Raw genomic sequence first — 11,847 nt, forward strand, 5'->3', positions numbered from 1 at the left:
ATTCCGTCGTTGGAGGTAGTCGACATGAGTGCGGAGATCGCCGAGCTGGCGAACGCCGTGGTGCCCTACGTGACCGCCGCGGCCGGCGCCTACGGCAGCGCGGTGCTGACGAAGTTGCAGGAGCAGTCCGCCGACGCGACCGTCCGGACGGGCGGTTCCCTGCTGCGCAGGCTGCTCGGCAAGGAGAAGTCAGCGCCCGCCCTTGAAGCGGCCGTGCTCGACCTGGCCGAGGACACCGAGGACCCGGACCGGCAGGGGGCGCTGCGGTTGCAGATCCGCAAGCTCCTCGCCGAGGACGAGGAGCTGCGCGCCGAGATCTCGGACGTCCTCAAGAGCGCGGGCGTCACCGTCACCGCGTCCGGGGACCGGGCGGTGGCGGCCGAGGCGATCACCGACAGCGTCGTCTCCACCGGCGACGACGCCCAGATCACCCAGATCACCCGATGAGCTCGCCGGAGGCCCAGGACGCGACCGACGTGGTGCTGGCGGAGATCCGGCGCCTGCAGACCACGTTCGACGCGAAGATCCGCTACGACGAGGCCAGGGAGCGGGTCTTCGACGCGATGAGCGAGGAGCTGACCGCGCACCGCCAGGGCCTGATCCAGGCCCAGCTGCGGACGGTCCTGCTCGACCTCGTGACGATGCACGACGACCTCACCAAGCTGGCCGGGTCGCCCGGCCGCGACCCGGCGACCGTCGAGGCGCTGCTGTTCTTCCGGGAGACCGTCGAGCAGACCCTGGCCCGCAACGGGGTCGAGGCGTTCACCGTCGAGGGGCCCGAGGTGGACCGGGCGCGGCAGAAGGTCATCAGCGTCGTCGAGACCGCGGACCCCGGCCTCGACCGGCACGTCGCCGAGCGGTCCCGCACCGGCTTCTCCTGGCAGGACAAGGTGCTGCGGCCGGAATGGGTCAAGGTCTACGCCGCGGCCCAGGGCGTCGCGGCCGAGCCCGCCACCGCCGCGTCGACCGACCCGACCACACCGGCAGACACCCCGACGACCACCGAAGAAGGAGCTCCGAGTTGACCGAAACACCCGTGTACGGAATCGACCTCGGGACGACCTACACGTGCATCGCGCACGTCGACCCGCTCTCCGGCCGTCCCATGATCACCCCGAACGCCGAGGGCGACCTCACCACGCCCTCGGTGGTCCTGTTCGAGGACGCGGACACGCGGGTGGTCGGCCGGGAGGCGAAGAGCACCGCGATGCTCGACGCGGGCCGCGTGGTCGAGATGATCAAGCGGCAGATCGGCCACGGCGAGTGGCGGCGGGAGTTCTTCGGCCGGGAGTACTCCCCGGAGGAGATCTCCTCCTACATCCTCCGCAAGGTCGTCGACGACGCGGAACGGCACGACACCGTCCGGCCGCACAAGGTCGTCATCACGTGCCCGGCCTACTTCGGCGTGGTCCAGCGGGACGCGACCGCGAACGCCGGGCGGATCGCCGGGCTGGACGTCCTGGAGATCATCAACGAGCCGACCGCGGCCGCGATCAGCTACGGCATGCAGGACCGGACCGACCAGGTCGTCCTCGTCTACGACCTCGGCGGCGGCACGTTCGACGTGACCGTGATCAAGATCGAGGTCGGCGCGATCACGGTGGTGGCGACCGACGGGGCGCACGAGCTCGGCGGCCGGAACTGGGACGAGCGGGTCGTCCAGCACCTCGCCGAGCAGTGGCAGGCCCAGCACGGGAGCACCAGCGACCCGCTCGACTCGCCGGAGACCCTGCAGGACCTCTGGCAGCAGGCGGAGATGGGCAAGCGGGCGCTGAGCGCCAAGGGCGAGACCCGGATGCGGGTCGTCCACGACAACCACCAGCTCGCGGTCACCCTGAGCCGGGAGAAGTTCGACGAGCTCACCCGCGACCTGCTGGACACGACGGTGGTGCTCACCAAGAAGGTGATGGAGACCGCGCGCGAACTCGGCCACCCGAAGGTCGACCGCATCCTGCTGGTCGGCGGCTCGACCAGGATGGTGCAGGTCACCGAGCGGCTGAAGGAGGAGTTCGACATCGAGGTGACCATGGTCGACCCCGACCAGGCGGTCGCCAAGGGCGCGGCGATCTACGGGCAGAAGCTGGCCGTCGGCGACCGGCTCCGCGAGGTGACCGCCGAGCTCGACCAGGACCCGGCGCGCCAGGGGACCTCGACGCGCGAGGCCGCCGAGGAGCTCGTCGCGTCCGAGCTCGGCCTGCGGCTGGACACCGTGCGCCACCTCGACGGCATGGTGGTCAAGAACGTGCTGAGCCACAGCTTCGGCGTCCGTTCCTTCACCAAGGACGACAAGCCGGTCATCTACAACCTCGTCCGCGCGCAGGAGCCCCTGCCCGCCGAGGCCATGAACGTCTTCGGCACCCGGCAGGCCGGCATGGGCGAGGTGGAGCTGCGCATCTTCGAGAACACCGTGCGGGACCGGATCGTCGAGGACTTCGACACCGCCGAGGAAGTCGGCCGCGCGGTGCTGAAGCTCGTCGCCGACCTGCCCGAGAACTCGCCGGTCGAGGTGCGCTTCAGCATCAACGGGCAGGGCCGGCTGCAGATCACCGGCCGCGACAAGGCGACGGGGGGTGCGGAGGTGAACGCCACCATCGAGACCAACCGCGCCCTGTCCGCCGCGGAGCTGAGCGACGCGGTCGAGCACGCCAAGAGCATCCGGATCATCAGCTGATGCCCGGGTCGACGACCGCGACGGTCCGGGCGCCGGACCGGGGAAGGCGGACACGATGACACCGGCTGTCGGCATCGACCTCGGCACCACGTACTCCGCGGTGGCGTGGGTGAACCAGGACGGCGACCCCGAGATCATCCCCGACGCGGCCGGCGAGCCGCTCACCGCGTCGGTGGTGAGCTTCGCCGGCGGCGCCCCGGTCGTGGGCGTCTCGGCCAAGGCCGACCTGGCCGCCGACGCGACCGAGGTCGCGCACCTGTTCAAGCGGTCGATGGGCAACGCGTCGTTCCGGTTGTCCCTCGGCGGTCGGGAGTGGAGCCCGACCGAGCTGTCCGCCCTGGTGCTCGGCCACTTGAAGGCGCAGGCCGAGGCCGCGCTGGGCGTGCCGGTGACCCGAGCCGTGGTGACGGTCCCCGACTACTTCACCCATCCCCAGCGCTCGGCCACGATCGAGGCGGGCCGGCTCGCCGGGCTGGAGGTGCCGCGCATCATCAGCGAGCCGACCGCGGCGGCCCTCGCCTACGGGCTGCGGCCGGGACCGCGGTCACGGCGCGTGCTGGTGTACGACCTGGGCGGCGGCACGTTCGACATCTCGTTGGTCGACATCGACGCCGACGGGATCACCGTGCGGTCCACCGAGGGCGACCACGAGCTCGGCGGACGCGACTGGGACGAGCGCCTGGCCACGATCATCCTCGACAAGCACCCCGAGGACGCGGCCGCGATCGAGGCGCACCCCGGCCCGCTCCTCGTGGCCGTGGAGGACCTCAAGCGGATGCTGTCCGCACGCCGGGCCGCCGAGGTCCGGCTGGTCGTCGGCGACCGGACCCTGCGCTGCGTGGTGACCCGCGAGGAGTTCGAGGCGGCCTGCCGCGACCTGCTGCAGTCGACCGCGCAGCTGACCGGGAAGGTGCTGGAGGAGACCGGGCTGGCCTGGTCCGACATCGACGGCGTGCTGCCGGTCGGCGGCTCGACCCGGATGCCGATGGTGCGCGACTGGATCGAGGCCATGTCCGGCAAGCCGCCGATGAGCGGCGTCCACCCCGACCAGGCCGTCGCCCTCGGCGCCGCCGCCCAGGCCGCGATCCTGCTCGAGCAGGAGGCCGGGCTGAGGCTCGACGGCCCGGGCGAGGTCGAGCCCATCCTCCGGCTGTCCGCGCCGCGGCGGGTGGTCGGCACGGTCGCGCACAGCCTCGGCATGATCGCCGAGAACGCGGCGGGCGACCGCTACGTCAACAGCGTGCTGCTGCCGAGGAACCGGACGATCCCGTGCGTGGAGACGCGCCCGTACCAGTTCCACGTCAAGGGCGACGGCGCCGACCTCCTCGAGGTCTTCCTGACCCAGGGCGAGACGGACGACCCGGCGCCCTGCGCCTACCTCGGCCGGTACCTGGTCACCGGCTTCCCGGCGGGATCCCGGGGCCGGACGGTGGTCGACATCGCCTACGCCTACGACGACAACGCCATGGTCGGGGTGACCGCGACCGACCGGTCCAGCGGCGCCGCGCTGCACGTCGAGGTCGCCGACCTGCCGGAGGACGTGCCGCAGCGCTTCCTGGAACCACCCGTGCGCACCACCGTCCGCGAGCCCCTGACGATCTACCTCGCGTTCGACCTCTCCGGCAGCATGGCCGGCCGGCCGCTGGCCGCCGCGCAGGAGGCCGCGCGGGCGTTCCTGGTGCAGCTCGACCTGACGAGCACGGAGGTCGGCATCGTCTCGTTCTCCGACCGGGTCGCCGTCAGCCTGCCCGCCACCCACAACGCCGCCGACGTCGAGCGCGCGATCGGGCGGCTCACCGTCGGCAGCACCGGGGTCGGCAACGCGACCGACCCGTTCCGGGAGCTGCGCCAGTTGCTCTCCGGTGTCGAGGGTCGCAGGTTCGGCGTCGTCCTCGCGGACGGCGTCTGGTACAACCAGAGCGGAGCCGTCCAACGGGCGCACGAGTGCCACCGCGACGGCATCGAGATCATCGCGGTCGGCTTCGGGTCGGCCGACGAGAAGTTCCTCCGGAAGATCGCGTCCTCGACCGAGCAGGCCCTGTTCACCGACCTGGGGAAGCTGTCCTCCGTGTTCGGCACGATCGCCCGTGAGATCACCGAGAGCGGCTCGTCGGACTACCGGCTCTCCGGTGCCGGGTGAGCCCGGTGGCCAAGGACCGCCCGAACTTCTTCGCCCTGCTCGGCCTGGACCCCCACGCTCCGTGGGACCAGGCCCTGTTCGTGCGCGTGCTGGCCAAGCGCCGCAGCGAGTGGTCGACGGCCGCCCAGAACGGTTTCCCCCGCAAGAAAGCGCAGGACGCGAAGTACCACCTGACGCTGTTCGCCGAGATCAAGGAGGTCATGTCGAGCGCCGACCGGCGCAGGGAGGAACGCGAGCTGGCCATCCGGCACGAGCGCGCGGCACTGGAGGACCGCCGCCGGGAGGTGGGCGGGCGGCTGTCGCTCATGCTGGCCAAGGGCTACCTGCTCGTCGAGGAGGCGACCGGCCTGCGGGCGGAGTTCGCCGACGTCCTCGCCGCCGACCCGGCGCTGGCCGACCGGGTCGAGCGGGCCGAGAAGCGCAGCTCGGGCGGCGGGACGGCGAGCGCGCGGCTCCCGCCGGAGGACGAGAGCCGCTTGAGCGGTCAACTCGCGGAAGTCGGCGAGATCAGCCTCTACGAGCTGCTCCGGGGTGTCGACGAGTCCATCACCAACACCTCGCCGCTGCCGCAGCTGCGCCAGGCCGCGCAGGAGCTCTGGACGCGGACGCACCTGATCAAGGACAAGTCCGACCCGACGCTCCCGACGCGGGAACGCCTCGGTGTCTTCGCCAAGTCCGTGTTCGCCTCCGAGGAGAAGCGCGCACAGCACGACATGTCGATGAAAGCCGTGACGCTGCAAGCGATCATCAAGCGGTTCGAGACCACCTTGAAGCTCGCCGCGTCGGTGAGCGCCCGGCAGTTCGAGCTGTACCTCGAAGAGGCGCGGCTCGGCGGCGTCGACGACCTCGTGCTGGCGAAGCGCGAGTTCGTGGCCCACTTCGGCAAGCTCGGCTGGGCCGTCGAGCTGCCCGCCGCGGAGTCCGAGCGGCAACTGCGCAGCCGCGTCCAGTGCCCCAGGTGCGCGGACCTGAACGACGAGACCAGCACCGCGTGCAAGACGTGCGGCCTGCTGCTGCGCGAGCCCTGCCCGCGCTGCGGCGCCGTGGACCCGGCCTACGGCCTCGGTTGCCGCCGGTGCGGCTTCCCGATCGGGCAGCGGTACCTGGTGGAGGAGCTCATCACGGAGGCGAAGAGCGCGCTGAGGGAGCGCGACCTGGAACAGGCGCGGCTCAGCATCGACCGGGCCGCCAGGATCTGGGCGGTGCCCGCGGACCGGCCCGACCCGCTGGCCCGGGAGATCCGCGAGTTCAAGGGCTCGGTCGACACCACCCTGCTGTCGATCAGCGAAGCGGTGGCGCGCATCGACAAGCTGATCGACGGGCGCAACTACGTCGCCGCCGTCCGCGAGATCCGGGCCGCGCCGGAGGAGTTCCCCCGCCGTGACGTGCTCCTGGAACGGGCGCAGACCGAGATCGACAAGGCCACCGAGCTGTACCTGCGGGCCAGGCGGCCGGACACGCCGAACGCGCGCCGGGCCGAGCTGTACGCCGCCGCGCTCGACCTCTGCGCCGACCTGTCGGCCGCGCGCAACGAGCTCGACCGGATCCCGCCGAACCCACCGGGACGGGCGCGGGCCACCGTCACCGACCCGGCCGCCGGCGTCCGGCTGACCTGGCCCGCGTCGCCCGACCTGGACATCGCCTACGTCGTCGTCCGCGTCACCGGGGACCGGGTGCCCGAACGCCCCGACGAAACCTCCGGCCCCGCCCGCCTCGGCCGGACGACCACGACGGGGTTCCGCGACGCCGCCGCGGCCGGCCTCCCCGGCGTGCCGCTGCGCTACGCGGTGTTCACCGAGCGGTCCGGCACTTACTCCACGCCCGTCGTGACGGCGCCGGTCGTCATCACCGCCGAGGCGACCGTCGAGACCGACACCGACGACGGCGAGGTCACGGTGACCTGGCACGTGCCGGACACCGCCGTGCGGGTCGAGGTGTCCCGGGCCGAGGTCGGGGCCGAGCACGACGCGCCGGTCGTCCTGGCGACCACCGTGCCCGGCAGGGTGACCGACACGGACGTCCGCAACGGCGGCCGGTACCGCTACACGGTTCGCGTCGCGTACCCGGGCCCCGCGGGCGGGCTCGTCTGGTCGTCGGGCCGGTCGCGGGAGGTCACCCCGGCGGGCAGGCCCGCGCCGCCGGGTCCGCTGACCGCGGTGCGGATCAGCACCGAGCTGAGCCTGGCCGAGCACACGACCCAACTGCGCTGGCCGCCGCCCGGCCAAGGCGTCGTCAAGGTCGTCCGGGTGCGCGGCACGGGCGCCCTGCGGGAGGGCGACCGGGTCACCGAGGCCGACCTCTTCCACGCGGGACGCGTGCTCGACGGGCCCTCGCCGGTCAACGACGCGTGGATCGACAAGGGCCTCGTGCTCTGCACGTACCTGCCGGTCGTGATCCTGAACGGCACGGGTCACGTCGGCAAGCCGCGGCACTACGCGAGGCTCCCGGAGCCGACGGGCATCCACGTCGAGTACGTCGGCACGGCGGTGCGGGTCGGCTGGACGTGGCCGGAGGACGGGACCCGGGTCCTCGTCGGCTGCGAGCTGTCCGACCAAGCACCCGTGGATCCCACGGTCGCCGCACGGCAGGTGCTCGTCGGCAGGCACCCCGGCGATCGCTTCGGTGGCTGCGAGATCCCGGCGGGGTCGAGCACGCACGTGTCCGTCGTGCTCGCGTCCGCGGTCGACCACGAGGGCTTGCCGTTCGTCGGCTCCGGCGTCCCGGCCCAAGCCGTCCGCCCGACCGCGCACATCGGCTACGAGGTCCGCACGGGCGCCCGTCGGCGACTGGACCTCGTGCTGCGGGCCGACACCCCGGTCGACCTGCCCGCCCTGACCCTGCGCGGCCACCCCGACCGGCAACCGCACACCGCCGACGACGGCGAGGCCGTCACCACCCTGCCCCCGTCCCGCCTGGTCGACACGCACGCGGTCCACCTGCCCAAGACCGCCCGTCCCGACTTCCGGTACCGCCTCTTCCCCACCACCGCCCCGTCCTCCGTCCGCCTCGACCCGCTGTGACCGCGCCGGCGGGCCGGCGGCGCGACGCTCCCCCGACCCACGACCGGATCACGAGGGCAGGTTGGCGGCGGCCGCGCCGGCCAGCGAGGTGGCCTGCGGGCAGTACTCCTCGCCGGGGCGGTCGCTCCTGACCGACAACTTCAGCAGGTCGACCGTGGTGCTCCGGGGCCGGTTCGGCGGTTGGTGGAGCACGCTGACCGTGCAGCTCGTGCCCGTGTCGGCGTCCAGCTTCACGAAGGCGTGGTGCCCGCCGATCGCGACCTCCTCGCCCTCGACGGGATCGGTCGTGGCGTGCTGGTCGTAGCGCACGTAGACCTGCACGCGGTCGACCGCGCTGTACCACTTGCACCCCCAGCCGCCGAACATGCCGACGGCCGAGCTCGAATCCACCGCGGGCAGCGCGGCCAGCGCGGTGTCGTCCAACAGGCCGCACGCGTCCACAAAGGCCAGTGACCCGGCGGGGAAGGGCTGGTTTCGACGCGCGATCCGGCCCTCGCCGACCACCTGGCGCACTGTGACGAGCGCGTGGTCGGCCATGGCGCACAGGTCCGCCGGCGCGTCGGGCGCCTTCGCCGTGACGCGCACCCCGTAGCTGTCGTCCACCAGGAACGTGCGGTCGCACTCGTCGGCGCTCGACGGTTCCGGCACGACCTCGAACGGCTCGCCCCGCACGGGGTGCGACTTGCGGGTCACCAGCTGGACCTCGACGTCGACCGGCTCCCGACCGCCGACGTCGACCAGCACGTCGCAGCGGTTGAAGTTGCCGTACGTGGTGTGCAGCTCGGCCGGGCCGAACCGGTCCCACGCGCCCTGGTCGACCAGCGCGCACGGGTTCGCGGTCCGCTCGTCGCCGATGAGCCCGCCGGCCCCGGGCCGTTCGGCGCCCGCCTCTCCGGACCCCGGCCACGGGTTCACCGCGTACAGGGTGGCGGCGATGATCGCGACCACGAGTGCCGCCGTGCCGATCCAGTACCGGCGGCGAGGTGGCCTCCGCTCCGCCGTGACGGGCGCGGCGGGCGGTTCCCAGTCGCCGACGATCTCCTTGAGGCGGCTGCGAACCTGGCTGGCGGTGGGCCGCTTCCCGGGCCGCGGCGCCAACATCTCGGCCAGCAGCGGTGCGAGCGGACCGGCCTTGGCCATCGGCAGCGTCGAGCCCTCGCGGGCACGTCTCAGGACCTCGTACGCGTCGCCGGCGCCGTAGGGCGGAGTCCCCTCCACCGCGGCGAACAGGGTCGCCCCGAGCGAGAAGACGTCCGAGGCCTCGCCGGCCGGCTTGCCACCGGCCACCTCCGGCGCGGCGAACGCCGGCGTCCCGCTGATCCGGCCGTCGTCGGTGCGGGTCACCTCGCGCCAGATGGAGATGCCGAAGTCGGTCAGCTTGGCGAGGTCGCCGTCGCCGACCAGGACGTTGCCGGGCTTCACGTCCCGGTGGATGATCTTCTTCGCGTGCACGGCGGCCAGCGCGGCGGCGACCTGCAAGCCGATCCGCGCGACCCGCTCCGGCGGCAGCGGGCCGGAGGCCGTGAGGAGCTTGTCCAGGCTGTCCGCCGACACGAACTCCATGACGAGCCAGCACTCGTCGTGGTCGTCGACCGTGTCGAAGACCGAGATCGCGTTGGGGTGGTGGACCTGCGCGGCGGTCTCGGCCTCCCGGCGGAACCGCGCCCGGTCGGCGCCACCGGCCACCCCGTGCGGGCGCTTGAGCGCCACCACCCGCTTCAGCTTCTCGTCGAAGGCCTTCCACACGACACCGCCGGCCCCCGACCCCCACGCGTCCTCGAGTCGGTAGCGGCCGTCGACCACATCCCCCGTGCGCACTTCGCACAGTCTAGTCGTTTCCGCGGTATTCGGTATCCGTCCTTTTGCGGATCGGAACCGGCCGTCAATGCGCAACCAGGACGGGCGCCTTGGAATAAGGCGAAGTGGTTCAGGCCACTTTCCTACCCAGCCGCACCATGACTGGAACAGTCTGCCGAAACCGTATTTTATTTCCAAGAATCGACCTTCAGCGACGAGTCCGGCCGGCCGGAGTGGGCACGGAAGCGCGCCGGGTTCACGTCGACGAGCAGACCGTCGCACACCCCTATTGTTCACGTGCGTGAATCGGTGGACGACAACCGCGAAGTGTGCGCCTTGTTGATCAACGAAGTCACCGCGCTCCCGGCCGGCACGGCTCCGGCAGTTCACCGATGTGAATGTTGTTGCCTGTTCCGGAAAGTTGCGCAATGCTCCCTGGGAGCGTTCCCAGACACCGCTCCCTCGCGCCGAATCCGCTGTTCGGCGTCGGCTGGTGTCCGGAGGAACCACTGTCCGGGAGTGCTGTTCGCAAGGAGGCGACGCATGGATCTGCGCATTGGCAAACCAACGAGAAGTCGAGCCGCCGGTATTGCCGCGGCCGTGTCGGTGGCGGCATTGACCGGGGGTTTGGTGATGGCGGCCGGCACCAATGCCAATGCGGCGGCCGGGTGTCGCGTCGACTACACCGTGACCAACCAGTGGGAGGGCGGGTTCGGCGCCAACGTCACCGTGACCAACCTGGGTGACGCGGTGTCGAACTGGACGCTGGAGTGGTCGTTCGCGGCCGGTCAGAAAGTCACGCAGCTGTGGGGCGGCGAGTTCTCCCAGTCGGGCAGCGCGGTGACGGTCCGCAACGCCTCCTGGAACGGCTCGCTGGCGACGGGTGCGTCGGTCACGCCGGGCTTCAACGGGTCCTGGAGCGGCTCCAACCCCGCGCCCACCTCGTTCAAGCTCAACGGCGTGGCGTGCACCGGCCAGCCCACCGACACCTCGACGTCCACGGCGACCTCGACGTCAACGTCAACCTCGACCTCCACGTCGACCTCCACCACCACGACCACGACCACCACGACGTCGAACCCGCCCACGGGCGTCGCCACCGGCTTCGCGTCCCAGAACGGCGGCACCACGGGCGGTCGGGGCGGGGCGACGGTCCGGGCCACCACGGGCACCCAGATCCACCAGGCGCTGTGCACGCGGGCCAGCAGCTCCACCCCGATCATCATCGAGGTCTCGGGCACCATCAACCACGGCAACACCGCCAAGGTCTCCGGCAACAGCTGCGAGACCGCCGCGGGCGTGATCGAGCTCAAGCGGGTCAGCAACATCACGATCATCGGCGTCGGCGGCGGCGCGGTGTTCGACCAGCTGGGCATCCACATCCGCGAGTCCCGCAACATCATCATCCGCAACGTGACGATCCAGAACGTCAAGAAGTCGGGCTCGCCCACCTCCAACGGCGGTGACGCCATCGGCATGGAGAGCAACGTCCGCAACATCTGGGTCGACCACGTCAACCTGCTGGCGTCCGGCGGCGAGTCGGAGGGCTACGACGGCCTCTTCGACATGAAGGACGACACCCAGTACGTGACCCTGTCCTACAGCACCCTGCGCAACTCCGGCCGCGGCGGGCTGATCGGGTCCAGCGAGAGCGACGTCTCGAACGGCTTCGTGACGTTCCACCACAACCTGTACGAGAACATCGACTCCCGCACGCCCCTGCTGCGCGGCGGCATCGCCCACATCTACAACAACCACTACGTGAGCCTCAACGAGACCGGCATCAACTCCCGCGTCGGCGCCAAGGCCAAGGTGGACAACAACTACTTCAAGAACTCCCGTGACGTCCTCGGCACCTTCTACACCACCGAGGCCGGCTACTGGCAGGTCAGCGGCAACATCTTCGACAACGTGACCTGGTCCGCCCCGAGCAGCGACCACAAGCCCGCCGGGCCCGACGTCAAGTCCACCACCACCGTCAGCATCCCCTACAGCTACACCCTCGACCAGGCCACCTGCGTGCCGAGCATCGTCAGCCGCACCGCGGGCGCCAACACCGGCCTGAGCGAGTCGAACGGCAGCTGCTGACCGATCACACCGTCGCAGAAGGCGGCTACCGGGCAGCACACGTGCGCGGGCACGATCGGCACGTCCAGCGCCAGCATCGTCGCCTGCGGCTGCTTGGTCTTGACCACCAGCGTGCGGTCGTCGGTCGCGGT

8 protein-coding genes are annotated in these 11,847 nt (G+C 71.5%); 6 read left to right on the top strand and 2 right to left on the bottom strand.

The genetic code is table 11. The features are described 5' to 3' along the window. Positions 1-24: 24 nt before the first annotated feature. From ABTZ99_RS26220 to ABTZ99_RS26240, 5 genes are read left to right on the top strand one after another with little or no spacing between them, the layout of a single operon-like run. Positions 25-447, top strand: a complete 423-nt coding sequence (locus ABTZ99_RS26220; RefSeq protein ID WP_498776710.1) for a hypothetical protein — start codon at positions 25-27, stop codon at positions 445-447. Further along, positions 444-1,025, top strand: coding sequence for a nucleotide exchange factor GrpE (gene grpE, locus ABTZ99_RS26225; protein WP_498776708.1), 582 nt, complete (start codon positions 444-446; stop codon positions 1,023-1,025). The genes ABTZ99_RS26220 and grpE overlap by 4 nt, the downstream gene beginning before the upstream one ends. Continuing rightward, on the top strand, positions 1,022-2,671 hold the full coding sequence (locus ABTZ99_RS26230; RefSeq protein WP_498776706.1) for an Hsp70 family protein: 1,650 nt from the start codon (positions 1,022-1,024) through the stop codon (positions 2,669-2,671). The genes grpE and ABTZ99_RS26230 overlap by 4 nt, the downstream gene beginning before the upstream one ends. A 55-nt stretch (positions 2,672-2,726) precedes the next feature. Then, positions 2,727-4,811 carry an Hsp70 family protein gene (locus ABTZ99_RS26235; RefSeq protein WP_498776704.1) on the top strand — a complete coding sequence of 695 codons (2,085 nt, stop codon included), beginning with the start codon at positions 2,727-2,729 and terminating at the stop codon, positions 4,809-4,811. 5 nt (positions 4,812-4,816) lie between these two features. Beyond that, the gene (locus ABTZ99_RS26240; protein WP_499614827.1) at positions 4,817-7,831 is read left to right on the top strand and encodes a zinc ribbon domain-containing protein; all 3,015 of its coding nucleotides are present in this window, start codon (positions 4,817-4,819) and stop codon (positions 7,829-7,831) included. 48 nt (positions 7,832-7,879) lie between these two features. On the opposite strand, the gene ABTZ99_RS26245 is transcribed toward ABTZ99_RS26240, so the two are convergent. Then, positions 7,880-9,649, bottom strand: a complete 1,770-nt coding sequence (locus tag ABTZ99_RS26245) for a serine/threonine-protein kinase (protein ID WP_499614830.1) — start codon at positions 9,647-9,649, stop codon at positions 7,880-7,882. Positions 9,650-10,261: 612 nt separating this feature from the next. On the opposite strand from ABTZ99_RS26245, the gene ABTZ99_RS26250 reads away from it, so the two are divergent. Further along, positions 10,262-11,716: a pectate lyase family protein gene (locus ABTZ99_RS26250; protein WP_499614832.1), complete on the top strand. Its 1,455-nt coding sequence runs from the start codon at positions 10,262-10,264 to the stop codon at positions 11,714-11,716. On the opposite strand, the gene ABTZ99_RS26255 is transcribed toward ABTZ99_RS26250, so the two are convergent. Continuing rightward, a partial coding sequence (locus ABTZ99_RS26255) for a hypothetical protein (RefSeq protein WP_499614840.1) occupies positions 11,623-11,847 on the bottom strand: 225 nt, incomplete at its 5' end. The genes ABTZ99_RS26250 and ABTZ99_RS26255 overlap by 94 nt on opposite strands.

Source organism: Actinosynnema sp. NPDC002837 (assembly GCF_040295345.1).
Classification (GTDB): Bacteria; Actinomycetota; Actinomycetes; order Mycobacteriales; family Pseudonocardiaceae; genus Actinosynnema.